Annotated in this window: 8 protein-coding genes; 5 read left to right on the forward strand and 3 right to left on the reverse strand. The window is 63.5% G+C overall.

Features of this window, described 5'->3' with window-relative positions:
• Positions 1-13 precede the first annotated feature (13 nt).
• Genes metG through AC1DRP_RS13510 form a run of 3 tightly spaced genes read left to right on the forward strand, consistent with a single transcriptional unit; the run spans position 14 to position 3,191 of the window.
• Entirely contained in the window at positions 14-1,573 is a 1,560-nt protein-coding gene (metG, locus tag AC1DRP_RS13500; RefSeq protein ID WP_441505587.1) for a methionine--tRNA ligase, read from the forward strand.
• A complete protein-coding gene (locus AC1DRP_RS13505) occupies positions 1,573-2,373 on the forward strand; it encodes a TatD family hydrolase (RefSeq protein ID WP_441505588.1) in 801 nt (266 codons plus the stop codon). Before metG ends, AC1DRP_RS13505 begins: the two co-directional genes overlap by 1 nt.
• A gap of 14 nt (positions 2,374-2,387) precedes the next feature.
• Positions 2,388-3,191: an MBL fold metallo-hydrolase gene (locus AC1DRP_RS13510; protein ID WP_476768718.1), complete on the forward strand. Its 804-nt coding sequence runs from the start codon at positions 2,388-2,390 to the stop codon at positions 3,189-3,191.
• A 34-nt stretch (positions 3,192-3,225) separates the two neighbouring features.
• Here the strand turns inward: AC1DRP_RS13510 and AC1DRP_RS13515 are convergent, their stop codons facing one another.
• A complete protein-coding gene (locus tag AC1DRP_RS13515; RefSeq protein WP_441505590.1) occupies positions 3,226-3,861 on the reverse strand; it encodes an isochorismatase family protein in 636 nt (211 codons plus the stop codon).
• 140 nt (positions 3,862-4,001) lie between these two features.
• Here AC1DRP_RS13515 and AC1DRP_RS13520 point away from each other — a divergent pair, with 140 nt between their 5' ends.
• Complete coding sequence (locus AC1DRP_RS13520; RefSeq protein ID WP_476768719.1) at positions 4,002-4,646, forward strand: TetR/AcrR family transcriptional regulator; 645 nt, start codon at positions 4,002-4,004, stop codon at positions 4,644-4,646.
• Between the two features lie 28 nt (positions 4,647-4,674).
• Here AC1DRP_RS13520 and AC1DRP_RS13525 read toward each other — a convergent pair whose 3' ends face one another.
• Together AC1DRP_RS13525 and AC1DRP_RS13530 are read right to left on the reverse strand one after the other, a co-directional pair.
• Complete coding sequence (locus tag AC1DRP_RS13525) at positions 4,675-5,322, reverse strand: response regulator (RefSeq protein ID WP_441505592.1); 648 nt, start codon at positions 5,320-5,322, stop codon at positions 4,675-4,677.
• Positions 5,315-6,793, reverse strand: a complete 1,479-nt coding sequence (locus tag AC1DRP_RS13530; RefSeq protein ID WP_476768720.1) for a sensor histidine kinase — start codon at positions 6,791-6,793, stop codon at positions 5,315-5,317. The genes AC1DRP_RS13525 and AC1DRP_RS13530 overlap by 8 nt, the downstream gene beginning before the upstream one ends.
• A gap of 402 nt (positions 6,794-7,195) precedes the next feature.
• On the opposite strand from AC1DRP_RS13530, the gene AC1DRP_RS13535 reads away from it, so the two are divergent.
• The coding region (locus tag AC1DRP_RS13535) for a peroxidase family protein (protein WP_476768721.1) at positions 7,196-13,606 on the forward strand (6,411 nt) is incomplete at its 3' end.

Here is a 13,606-nt window from a genome sequence, read left to right on the forward strand (position 1 = left end):
TCCGGACTGAACGATGGCCCAGGCCCCGAAATTCTATCTGACCACCGCCATTCACTACACGAATGGCCCGCCGCATATCGGGCACGCCTATGAGATGGTGGCCTCGGACGCGATTGCGCGTTTCAAGCGGCTGGACGGCTATGACGTCTTCGCCATGACCGGCACAGACGAGCACGGCCAGAAGGTGCAGCGCACCGCCGGGCAGAACGGGCTCGACGCGAAATCCTATGTCGATCAGGTGGCCCAGCGCTTCCAGGAGATGGAACAGACGCTCGGCTGTTCCTTTGACCGGTTCATCCGCACCACCGATCCGGATCACCTGCCGTCGACCCATGAGCTCTGGCGGCGCATGGAGCAGGCCGGCGACATCTACCTTGCCAAATATTCCGGCTGGTATTCCGTGCGTGACGAGGCCTTCTACGGCGAGGAGGAAACCACCCTCCTGCCGGACGGCACGCGGCTGGGCGGGCAGGGCACTCCGGTCGAATGGGTCGAGGAGGAGAGCTATTTCTTCCGCCTGAAATCCTTCCAGGAGCGGCTGCTGAAGCTCTACGAGGACGTGCCGGATTTCATCTCGCCGGCAACGCGCAAGAACGAGATCGTCAGCTTCGTGAAGGGCGGTCTCGAGGATCTTTCGATCAGCCGTACCACCTTCGACTGGGGCCTGCCGGTCCCAGGTGACCCAAAGCATGTGATGTATGTCTGGGTCGACGCGCTCAATAATTACGTCACCGGCTGCGGCTTCCCCGACGAGACCAATCCGCGCTGGCACTATTGGCCCGCCGATGTGCACATCATCGGCAAGGACATCGTGCGCTTTCATACGGTTTACTGGCCGGCTTTCCTGATGTCGGCCGGGCTGCCGCTGCCGAAGCGCGTCTTCGGCCATGGCTTCCTGCTCTCCAAGGGCGAGAAGATGTCGAAATCGCTCGGCAATGTCGTCGATCCATTCGGCCTCGCCGAGACCTATGGCGTCGACCAGCTGCGCTATTTCTTCCTGCGCGAGGTCTCTTTCGGCCAGGACGGCAACTACAGCCACGAGGCCATCATCGGGCGCATCAATGCCGATCTTGCCAATGATCTCGGCAATCTGGCCCAACGTTCGCTCTCGATGATCGCCAAGAACTGCGAAGGCAAGGTGCCGGTGCAAGGCGCATTGAACGAGGGCGACGAGGCCATGCTCGCTCTTGCCGATGGCGCGCTCGCCAAGGCACGGGCAGCGATGCAGGATTTTGCCCTGCACGTCGTGCTCGCGGAGATCTGGGCGCTGGTGGCGGAGGCAAACCGCTATTTCGCGGCCAATGAACCCTGGCGGCTGAGCAAATCGGATCCCGCCAGGCGCGACACCGTGCTCTATGTCACGGCGGAAGTGCTGCGCCAGGTCGCAATTCTGACGCAACCGGTGATTCCGAGCTCGGCCGGCAAGCTGCTCGACCTGCTTGCGGTCGGCGCGGAGGCCCGCAGCTTCGCGAGCCTGGGCGAAGCCGGGCGTCTCGCCAGCGGCACAGTTCTGCCTGCACCGAGCGCGATCTTCCCGCGCTATGTCGAGCCCGATGCCGGGCAGGTGGCCTGATGTTGATCGATACCCATTGCCATCTCGACTTTCCGGATTTCGCCGAGGATCTCGCGGCCTATGTCGCGCGGGCCGAGGCGGCAGGGGTCTCGCGGATGGTGACGATCTCGACACGGGTTTCGCGCTTCGGGACCTATGCCGGGATCGCCGAACGCTTCGCATCGGTGTGGTGCACCGTCGGCACGCATCCGCACGGCGCGCATGAAGAGCTCGACGTCACGGCCGACCAGCTTGCCAGGTTGGCGGAGCACCCGCGCTGTGTCGCAATTGGCGAGGCCGGGCTCGACTATCACTACGACAAGAGTCCGCGCGATGCGCAGGCGCAGGGGCTGCGCACGCACATTGCCGCAGCGCGCATGACCAGGCTTCCGCTCGTCATCCACGCTCGCCAGGCCGACGAGGACATGATCGCGATCCTGCGTGAAGAGACGGAGATGGGCGCTTTCCCGGCCATCCTGCACTGCTTCACGGCAGGTCCGGAACTGGCTCGGGTCGGCGTCGAGCTCGGACTCTACGTGTCCTTCTCCGGGATTCTGACCTTCAAGACCTCAGAGGATCTGCGCCAGATTGCGCGCGATATCCCGATTGATCGGCTTCTGGTCGAGACCGATGCGCCCTATCTCGCCCCGGTCCCGTTCAGGGGAAAGCGCAACGAACCGTCTTACGTCGTTGAAACGGCGAAGACTCTCGCCGACGTGAAAGGAGTCTCCTTCGACGAGATCTCGCGCGTCACGACGGAGAATGCGCGACGCTGCTATTGGAAGATGGATCACGCGGCGCCTGTGGCGCAGGTCGCCTGAGCAGCACGCCCAAGATGGCCCTGACGATCACGATCCTCGGCTGCGGTTCTTCTGGAGGCGTACCCCGGCCGGGCTCGGGCTGGGGGGCCTGCGATCCGAAGAACCCGAAGAACCGGCGTCGGCGCTGCTCGATCCTTGTCGAGCGCAATGGCGGCAACGGGACGACCAGGCTGATCGTCGATACCACGCCGGATCTGCGCGAGCAGTTGATCGATGCCGAGGTCAAGCATCTCGATGCGGTGCTCTTCACTCATGACCATGCCGACCACACCCATGGCATCGACGATATGCGGGCGCTGGTGCTGCATATGCGCAAGCGGATTCYGGTCTATGCGGATCCGGTAACGGCCGCGACCTTGCGGACGCGCTTCGGCTATATCTTCGAGACGCCGCCCGGCAGCCTCTATCCGCCGATCCTCGAGATGCAGTCGATGCTGGCCGGCGAACCGCTGACGATCGAGGGGGCAGGGGGCGGTATTTGCGCGCGCCCCATCGCGCTGGAGCACGGGCCGGGTTACGAGGCTCTCGGCTTCCGCTTTGCCGATCTCGGTTATGTACCTGATGTCAGCCTGATGCCGCCCGAGGCCAAGGCCACCCTGGCCGGCCTCGACGTGCTGATCCTCGACTGCTTGCGCGAGACGCCGCACCCGAGCCATTTCAGCCTGTCGCAGGCGCTGGAGGCAATTGCCGAACTGGCCCCCAGACGCGCGGTGCTGACCAATCTCCATATCGACCTGGACTATCAGAACCTGTCCAAGCGCTTGCCTGCGCGCATCGCTGTCGCCTTCGACGGCATGAGCCTGACGGTCGACGGCTGAGGCGAGAAGAGGGCACCCCGCCCCCGGTTCGGCCTCAGGCAGCGTTCTGGTGGTGCCATTCGTCCAGATAGGCCAGCACGGTCTTCAGGTCCGACACATCGACATAGCGGCGGCCGAGATCGCGCAGATTGTCCCTGTGTGGCTGCTCCTCGATATCCCCGACGCAGTCCTCAGGCACGATGGTGCGGTAGCGATAGCTGAAGGAATCGATCGAGGTCGCGCGAATGCAGCCGCTGGTGTTGCAGCCGGTGACGATCACGGTATCGACGCGTTCCTTGGTGAAATAATCGCTGACACCGGTATTGAAGAAGATCGACGGACCCTTCTTGCACACGGTCAGATCATAGGACGCATCATAGATGCGTGGATCATGGGCGACGCTCGGATGGTCGTGCAGGAAGGTCTCGCGCACGGCCGTGATCTTCCAATAGGGCATTTCCCGCTCGTTCATATAGGCGGTGTTGCAGTTGGCGACCGGCACATTGTAACGGCGCGCGACCTCGAGCAGAGTTGCGGTGTTCTCGAGGGCACGCATGACCAGCGGTGCACCGCCCAGCGGATACTGCGGATCGGTAAAGCCCTTCTGGAAATCGACCACGACAATGCCTGGCTTCCTGCCGAACCCGACCGGGATCTCGCCATAGCTGCGGTTCTGGTAATCGTCGCTCATCGCGGCTCTCCCTGCTTGCTGGCATGTTGTCGAGGTCATCCTTGATTGCACTAAAAAAACAAGCAAGATTGTTTTTCTAATACTGTATCGCCGAACGCCGGCGAGGCGAGGGCGGCCATGTCGAGCCCGAGGAGGAGAAGGTGAGCAAGGCAGAGCGGCAGCAGCAGATGCGCAGCATCATGACGCGCGAGCGGCTGATCCAGTCGACGCTCAATGAGATCTTCGAGGTCGGCTATCACGCCGCCACCACCCAGGAGATCGCCGCCCGGGCCAATGTCTCGCGGGGCGCCTTGCTGCATCATTTCCCAGCGCGGGCCGACATCGTCCTCGCCGCCATGGAGGAACTGCTCGAGGACGGCACTCGGCAGATCAGGGCCGTGGCCGACGAGGTCCAAAGCGGCAAGATCTCGCTCGAGGGGTTCGTCGAGTTCCTGTGGCAGCTCTTCTCGGGCCGGTTCTTCTATCTCTCGCTGGAGATGATCACCGAGGCACGCAACGATCCGGAGCTGTGCGAACGGATGATTCCGGTGGTGAAGCGCTTCCATCAGGTGCTCGACGGCATTTGGTCGGAGTTTTGCGACCCGCAGAAGCGCCCGCCGCAGCAAGCGCGCATCATCCTCAATCTGACGCTTTGCCTGGTTCGCGGCATGGGCGTCCAGACGGTTCTGCGTCCAGACCCGGGCTATTACCGCGAACTCATCGAGGCCTGGAAGGCATTGCTGCCGCAGCTCATCGACGGCCCGACCGGGGATCTCATCTTCGCGGGAGAAAACGGCTCGAGGTGACCAGCGAAGGATCAGCGCTGCGACGACGCTAATCCTGGAGGTGCTTTTGCGCGATCAGCGCGGCTTCGACCCGGCTCTTGAGGCCGAGCTTTGCGAGAATGTTCGAGACGTGAAACTTGGTGGTCTGGATTTGCACCCCCGTCGCCTCGGCGATCTCACGATTGCTGAAGCCGCGCCCGAGCAGGCGTAGCGTGCGGTTTTCCTTCGCTGAAAGCGCTGCGATCTTGGTGATGACGGGGTCGACCTCCTGCTGCCCTCGCATCGCGCTCAGCAGGCGCACGGCCATGTTGGGAGGGACATAGGATTCGCCCCCTGTGATCGCCCTGACGATCGCGATCAGATCCATGGCCGGGACGCCCTTCAAGGCATAGCCCGACGCGCCGGCGTCCAGCGCCTGCAGCACGACGTCTTCTTCCTCCGAGACCGTCAGCATGACCACTTTCACCTGCGGCCATGTCTGGTGAATCCGTCGCGCCGCGGCAATTCCGCCGCCAGGCATCGACACATCGAGCAAGGCGACCTGCGGGGAGAGCCTTCCTACTAGCTCGAAGGCTTCGTCGGCCGACGCACCTTCGCCGACCACCTCCAGGTCACCACTTCCCGAAAAGATCTGCACCAGACCCGCGCGGAAGATCGCGTGATCGTCCACGACAACGATGGATTTTCGTTCACGCAACGAGCAGCCCTCCACTGAGGTCCAGGGTCATCTTGAGCAGATTGCCTCCGTCACCGAGGCGGCGTTTCGTCAATGTTCCGCCAAGGCTCTCGACCCGTTCCTGCAGGCCGTAGAGCCCAATGCCCGCGCTGGGAAGGTCTTTCTCTGCAGACGAAGAGTCGCCTCCGCTGTCGGCCACCGAGACATTCAGGAGCGTTCCGTCCATCCAGCTCCGCACCTCCTGACCTGTTGCCCCGCCATGGCGATAGGCATTGTTGAGCCCTTCCTGGACGAAGCGGAAGACGCAGATCCTGACGGCATGCGACACCGGCTGAGGCAGCTCGGTGGTGGCGAGAGCTACGGATGTTCGCGTGCGCGCTTCGTGTGCCCGCACAGCCCGCTCGATAACCATATGGAGCGGCAGGTCGGCGATCTCGGGAAGGACAAGCCCCTTGGAGATGCTCCTGATCTCGCGCATCGCCTCGTCGAGCGCCGACTGCATAGTCAGCAGGGAGCGATCGCGCGGGGCCTTGCTTCTGGCGTTGCGCGCGTCCTCGATCTTCAGGATCGAGAAGCTGATCAACTGGGCGGGGCCATCATGGAGATCCGCGCCGATCCCGCGGATGAACTGTTCGTTCAGCTCCGCGACCCGCGCCGAGGCGCGCTGCAGCCGGTCGGACAACTGCCGGTTCTCGAGCAGCAGCTGTTCGGTCTCTTCGACGCGCCGCTCAAGGGCCTTCCTTTGTGTCTCGATGGTTCGGCTCCCGCGATGGACGATGCCGAACAGGGCGAGCATGATCGCCGCCGTAACCGCGGCAATGACCAGCCAGCTGCTCCGTCTGAGCGCTGCAAGCTCCTCCCGGAAGGGCTCGGCCTGCTCGTGGATTTCGGCAACGGCAATGATGCGGGAAGAGCCTTCCAGCCGGATCGGGCTGTAGATTTCGAGATAGCGGGTCCTGATGCCCCGAATCACATGCTCGCCTGCACGAGGGTCGGCATGGTCGGCCGTGACCTCGCCCGTCAGCGCCCGCAACAGGCCGTTGGGGCGGTCGAACTGATGGCCGATGATCTGGGGGGTGTTGGAGTAGGCCACGACCCCATCCGGCGTCCAGACCTCGAAATAGGGAAAGCGGCGCTTCACGGCCTCGTCGGCGAACAACTGGTCGAGCCGTGCGATCRCCCCCGCCGACAAGCTCTGGGAGGTGGCAAGCTCCTGAACGGCCGGAGCAACCAGACTCTGCATGAACAAAGCGGTCGAGGCTGCCTTGCTTCTGATCGCCTCACGAGAAACCAGCTCGGTGATCAGATAGCCGGCCACGAGCATGGCGATCTGCATGACGAGGCCACCGGCGATCAGGAACTGCACCGACAGCGTCGCGCGTCGTGGCGCGGCCTTCCCGGCGGGCAAGTGCTGCAACGGCACGCCCGTGATCACGTCACTGCTCTCGAAGTCCTGAACCGGCTTCAGCATATCGCCCGTCGACGTCTCCACGCAGAGATTAGCTCAAACTGATGACTGTGAGATCACCATCTGGCAGCGCGATCCATCAGTATTGCAAGCGAAACCGGCCAAGCGGCCCGGATCACTTCCGCAGTGAACGAAAACTGGTCGAAGGTCTAGTAAGCCAGCTCGCCCCCAGATGCGTCAGCGTCGGTTCAAAGGTCGTCGCGGTGCCACGCCCGTAAGTCGCCGAATATTGGCCGACCTTATCTTCTTCAAATCGACCCCATACCCAGCAATCCTTTTGCTTAACGAAGCGTAATCGGGCGGTTCGTCGGAAATGCCGCATGCAAGGGCGCTCACAGTCCTTCGTGCGGCTCAACGGCAGACGCTCGGTGCGGCAGAAGCAATTCTTGGGTCTTAACGCAGCACCGTGGGCGGAGCGAGGGTATCATGAAGCTCAATACGCACGACCTTGAGTTCATCCTGAAGCAGATCAAGATCGCCGAGGCCCATACGGCCGGGACGCCCTTGACCGAGTTGGTCGATAATCCGCTGGTGCCCTACGGGCTACGCACGGTCGACGGCACCTACAACAACATCATCCCGGGCAGGGAATGGGTCGGGTCGTCCGACCAGACCATGCCGCGCCTGCTCGATCCGGTCTTTCGCCCGGCAGAGAATGGGCCTGGCGGGGCACCGACGAGCTACCAGCAGACCTCCGGGAACGTCTACGACTCCCAGCCTCGTGTGATCTCGAACCTGATTTCAGATCAGACGATCGGCAATCCCGCCACGATCATTTCCGCGCTGACCAATCTTGGGCACGAGGACCCCTATCTGTTCCTGCAGGCGCATGCGGCTGTCTATGAAGCTGCCGTGTTGGCCTATGAGGAATGGGAGACGGCTGACCGCGGCCTCGCGCAGGCGAACGCCAATCTTGCACTTGCGCAACGCGCAATCGGACCAGCGCAGGGTCAGGTCGCTGTGGCACAGGCTGCTTTCGATCTGGCGGTTGCAGAGGGGGGCGATACCGGGCCGGCACTGGCTGCGCTCGCCACCGCGCAGGCAAGTCTCGCCACGGCCGTAGGCAATGCCACTGCTGCCGCGGCGGCCGTCGGCGTCGCAACCGCGACGCTAGCGGCCGAAGTGCAGCAGAAGCACGTCGCCTACGACGCAATGACGGACGCGCTCGGCGTCACGATGCAGGGCGACACCGTCCTTATCCCGAACGTCGCGCCCGATTTGGGCGACACCGCTCCGTTCAACGGGTTCTTCACGCTGTTCGGCCAGTTCTTCGATCATGGGCTTGATCTGGTCAGCAAGGGCGGGAACGGCACGGTCTATATCCCGCTCCAGCCCGACGATCCGCTCTACGTCGCCGGTAGCCCGACCAATTTCATGGTGCTGACGCGCGCGCAGAACCAGCCGGGCKCCGACGGTGTGGTGGGTACCGCCGATGACGTGCGTGAGCATAACAAYGAGACGACGCCCTGGATCGATCTGAACCAGGTCTACACCTCGAATCCGTCCCACCAGGTCTTCCTGCGGGAATACGCCATGCTGGACGGCAAGCCCGTCGCGACCGGGCGCATGCTGGAGGGGGCGAATGGCGGCCCTCCGACCTGGGCCGACGTCAAGGAACAGGCTGCGTCCAAGCTCGGCATCCTGCTGACCGATGCGGACGTCCTGCGCGTTCCGGCGATCCTGACCGACCTCTATGGCGAGTTCATTCGGGGGGGCACCGGCTTCCCGCAGTTGGTCACCGGCACCGGCACGGGCTCCGTCGAGGGAAATCCGGGCGCGCTGGCTGTGGCCTCGGACGCCTTGTCGGMTGGCCGCGCCTTCCTGAACGACATTGCCCACACGGCGGTGCCGGGCGGGCTGGTCGATCATGACCGAAACCCGGCAACCGCGCCCGTTCTCGTGCTTGCCGACGATGATACCGTTGCCGGAAACCAGATCGCTCTCAACCAGTTCGGGATTGCGACAACCTATGACGACGAACTTCTCAATGCTCACTTCATCGTCGGCGATGGTCGCGGCAACGAGAATATCGGCCTGACCTCGGTCCACCATACTTTCCACCACGAGCACAATCAGCGCATCGACCAGATCAAGACGCAGTTGCTGACAGGCGAGGGGGCAGACGTCGCGTTCCTGAATGAGTGGCTGCTGACCGATGTCACGGTGATGCCGACATCGCAGGCCGAGATCGATGCGCTGGTCTGGGATGGCGAGCGTCTGTTTCAGGCCGGCCGGTTCTCGACGGAGATGGTCTATCAGCATCTCGTCTTCGAGGAGTTCGCGCGTGCCATCGCTCCCGATGTCGATCCCTTCGTGTTCTCCAACACCACAGTGATCGATGCCGGGATCGTCGCCGAATTCGCCCATGTCGTCTATCGCTTCGGGCATTCGATGCTCACCGACACGATCGACATGTTCAAGCTCGATGCGAACGGCAATCCCGTCGCGTCGGACATTGCACTGTTCGACGCCTTCCTGAATCCGATTGCCTTCAATGCTGCCGGTACGACGGCCGAGGCTGCGGCTGCGGCGATCCTGACCGGGATGACCCGGCAGGTCGGAAACGAGATCGACGAGCACATTACCGATGCGCTGCGCAACAATCTCGTCGGCCTGCCGCTCGACCTCGGCGCACTCAACATAGCGCGGGCTCGCGATACCGGCATTCCCTCGCTCAATGAGGCCCGCCGCCAGTTCTACGAGGACACGCATGACAGCCGCGTGAAGCCTTACGAGAGCTGGTACGATTTCGCGCTTTCGATGAAGAATCCGGCCTCGCTGATCAACTTCATCGCAGCCTATGGCACGCATTCCTCCTTGCTCGGCAATCTGACGCTTGAACAAAAGCGGGATGCCGCAACCCTGCTGGTCATGGGCGGGGCCAATGCGCCGGCCGATCGCATCGCGTTCCTGAACGGGACGGGCGCCTGGGCGAATGCCGCCAATGGCGCGACCATCACAGGCCTCGACGCAGTCGATTTCTGGATCGGCGGGCTCGCCGAGAAGAAGATGGCCTTCGGCGCGATGCTGGGGTCGAGCTTCACCTATGTCTTCGAGTACCAGATGGAGCAATTGCAGGCCGGCGACCGGTTCTACTATCTGAGCCGGACCCAGGGCCTGAACCTGCTGAACGAGTTGGAGGCGGATTCCTTCGCGCAACTCCTGATGCGCAACACGGATGCAGGGGCCGAGGGAGCGCCGCATATCAACGGGGCAGCCTTCCAGACGGCCACCTACATCCTCGAGATGGACCCGACCAAGCAGATCACGGGCCTAGGCCTCAACGGCAAGGCGGACCCGACGCATACCAACCCGGTACTGCAGGCCATTAGCCCGATGGTCATCCGCGACAATCCCGCGACGCCTGGCGCCGACAACAATTATCTGCGCTATACCGGCGTCGATCACGTCGTCCTCGGCGGCTCTGCCGGAAACGACATCCTGATCGGCGGCGAGGGGGACGACACGCTCTGGGGTGGGGCGGGCGATGATCGCCTCGAGGGCGGCTATGGCGTCGATCACCTGCATGGTGGAGCCGGCAATGACATCATCACCGACAGCGGCACGGATATCGGCGCAGCCGACGTCATTCATGGCGACGCCGGCGATGACGTCATCACGCCCGGCAACGGTCTCGACCTGATTTTCGGCGGGGACGGCAGCGACTTCATTTATGGCGGCACCGAGGGCAAGACCGTCTCGGGTGGCCAGGGCAATGACTTCATCCGCGGCGGGACGGGAGGCAGCTTCCTGGCCGGCAACGAGGGGGACGACTGGATCGAGGGCGGGGACAGCTTCGACACCCTGGCCGGCGAAAACTCCGAGCTGTTCTTCAACTCGACGATCATCGGCCATGACGTGCTCAACGGCCGCGGCAACGACAATGATTACGACGCCGAGTCGGGCGACGATATCATGATCCAAGGCGAAGGCGTCGAACGCAATAACGGCATGGCCGGGTTCGACTGGGCGATCCACAAGGGCCACAACGAGTCCGCTGACTCCGACATGGGCATGACCATCTTCCAGAACCAGCAGGACAACATCCTGCGCGATCGGTTCGACCTGGTGGAGGGCCTGTCGGGCTGGAAATACAACGACAAGCTGACCGGGCGCGAAGTCGTCATGGGCGCCTTCGACGAAAACGGCAATGCGACGCAGGTCGACCCCGGTGCGCCTCTCGACTCCTATTCGAGCGCGCTGCTCGAGAAGAACCTCTCGCTGATCGCGGGACTGGAGCGGCTGGTCGCGCATCTCGACCGGACGACTGTGACGGTTGCCGGCAAGACCGAAACCATCGTCATGGACACCTCCGACGCCTCCGACATCCTGCTGGGCGGCGGCGGCAGCGATCTAATCGAAGGCAAGGCCGGCAACGATATCATCGACGGCGACTCCTGGCTGAACGTGCGGATCAGCATCCGCGATGACCAGGGCAATGAACTCGCAACGGTCGACACGCTGTCGGACACGATCACCAATGCGGACCCGTCGGTTGCGCATTGGAACGGGCGTTCTCTTCCAGAACTGATGCTCTCCCGTGAGATCATACCAAATCAGCTCAACATCGTTCGCGAAATCCTCGACGGAAACCAGGCCGGCGATATCGACACTGCGGCTTACTGGGATGTCGCGGCCAATTACCTGATCAGCCGCAATGAGGATGGCAGTGTCACTGTCACGCATGTCACCCAGTCCGCAGCGGTGATCGATCCGACCACGGGGCGGGCGCGCCAGTCTGACGGATCCGACCGGCTGTTCAATATCGAGGCGCTGAAGTTCGCGGACCAGACCGTCAGCCTCAACCGGCTCGTGACCGGGGCGCTGACCATCACGGGCACCGAGAACGTGCTGACCGCGGACACCTCTGGCCTCAGCGATGCCGACGGCCTCGGCACCTTCAGCTATGCTTGGCAATCCTCGACGGATGGTGGCGTCACCTGGAACACGATCGCTGGCGCAGCATCTGCCAGTCTGACCGTCTCGGCCGCCCTCACGGGCCAGTTGATCCGGAGCGTCGTGAGCTATGTCGATGCTCGCGGTTTCGCGGAGTTCGCAATCTCCGATGTGACGGCGAAGGTCGGCAGCAACACCAATGGCGCGGTGGTCGAGGTCATCAACGGAACCGCCGACGCCAACCTGCTCAATGGTCGCGGCGGCAACGATACGATCAACGGGCTGGCCGGCAACGACATCATCAATGCCGGGGCCGGGGCCGACACGGTCGATGGCGGGGATGGCAACGACACGATCGATGGCGGTGCGGGCAATGACGTGCTCTCTGGCGGAGCCGGGAATGACACGATCATCGGTGGCGCCGGAAACGACACCCTGACTGGCGGCGCCGGCAACGACACGCTCGACGGCGGCGACGGCACGGCCGATGTTGCGGTCTATGCCGGCCCGATCACCGACTACGACATCGCGCTGGATGGGACCGGCCGGATCGTGGTGACAGGCGCGGCCGAAGGCACCGACACGATCAGCGGTGTCGAGCGCTTCTCGTTCGGCGGGACGACCTACACGCAGGTCGTTGCGGGCACGAACGGTGCCGACGGCGCGCTTCTCGGCGGAGCCGGGTCTCAGCTCATCTTCGGCTTTGCCGGCAATGACACGATCATCGGTGGCGCCGGAAACGATGCCATCCATGCGGGAGCGGGCGACGATATCATCGCCTGGGCCGTCGGCGATGGCCGCGACGTCGTCAATGGCGGAACCGAAGGTTCCGTCGGCGACACCTTCTCGATCACCGGAGCGGTCGGCGCCGAGACATTCCGCGTCTATACCCGCGCCGCCGCCGCCGGCGTTGGCGGGATCGGCTATACCGGAACGGCGGAGATCGTGATCACCCGAAGCGTCGGGGCCGGGGCGGCGACGATCATCGCCGAACTGACCGAGATCGAGGAGATCGTGATCAACGGCGCGCCCGCATCGCCTCCAGGCGGTCCGGTGAACACCACCATCGCCGGTGACACGATCCAGGTCTTTGGCGATTTCACCCAGACCAGCCTCAACCTGAACACCATCACGATCGATGGCACGAGCGGCAACGACACGATCGACATCTCGGCGCTGAGCTCTGCGCATCGCATCGTCTTCAGGTCAAACGGTGGCAATGACACGATCATTGGCTCGCTTCGGGCTCAGGACGTCATCGAGCTGCCGGATGGCGCGACGCTGGCAGACTACGAGGCGACCGATAATGGCGACGGTACGACGACCCTGTCGAATGGCAGCCACTCGATCACCTTCACCGGGGAGATGCCGGTCATCGATGATGGCGACGACGATGATGATGACGACGATGACGACGGTGCCGGCAATGGCGACGATGACGACGACGATGATTGCGGCTGTGACGACGACGATGATGATGACGGGGCTGGCACGGGTACACCGCCTCCCGGTTCGGGCACCAATCCCGGGACGCATGTCGGGACGGGGCTGAGCGATGTCCTGATCGGGGCGGCGGGGGCCGACAACCTGATCGGCCAGGGCGGCGACGATACCCTGATCGGTGCGGGCGGCGACGACACGATCTCGGCGGGCGATGGCAACGACTTCGTCGATGCCGGGGAGGGTCGTGACGTGGTCTTCGGCGGGGCCGGCGACGACGTGCTGCTTGGCGGGGCCGGCAACGACCTGATCGATGGCGAGGCCGGCAACGACCGGATCTTCGGTGRCACGGGCGACGACCGGATCACGGCCGGCGCCGGCGACGACACTGTGGTGGCGGGCGCGGGCAATGACGTGATCGTGGCGACAGTGGGCGACGGCAACGACGTCTATTTCGGCGATGACAGCGACGGCGGCACGGGCATCGACACGCTCGACATG

Source organism: Allobosea sp. 01N443 (genome assembly GCF_056399325.1).